This is a genomic window from Domibacillus sp. 8LH, assembly GCF_038806185.1.
GTDB lineage: Bacteria > Bacillota > Bacilli > Bacillales > Domibacillaceae > Domibacillus > Domibacillus indicus_A.
Map to the genome: position 1 here is coordinate 1 of NZ_JAVJNG010000353.1, position 233 is coordinate 233.

General features: G+C 45.5%; 1 protein-coding gene. It reads right to left on the minus strand.

Annotated elements, in window-relative coordinates:
* A partial coding sequence (locus tag RG959_RS25555; protein WP_369335212.1) for a TRAP transporter large permease subunit occupies positions 1-214 on the minus strand: 214 nt, incomplete at its 3' end.
* Between the last annotated feature and the right edge of the window lie 19 nt (positions 215-233).

Sequence of the window (233 nt, forward strand, 5' to 3'; positions counted from 1 at the left end):
TATTTAGACAGAACACCACACCGAACCAGATTGGATCTAAACCAAGTCCGGTAATGATTGGCACGAAAATCGGCATTGTTAACAGCGCAACACCAACCCAGTCCAAGAACATACCGAGTACAAGCAAGATGATCATCATGATCATGATGGTGCCCATCACGCTACCACCGCTTAGAGCAAGAATGGTTTCTTCAACGAAATCGATACCACCCATTAGGTTGTAAACGCCCACT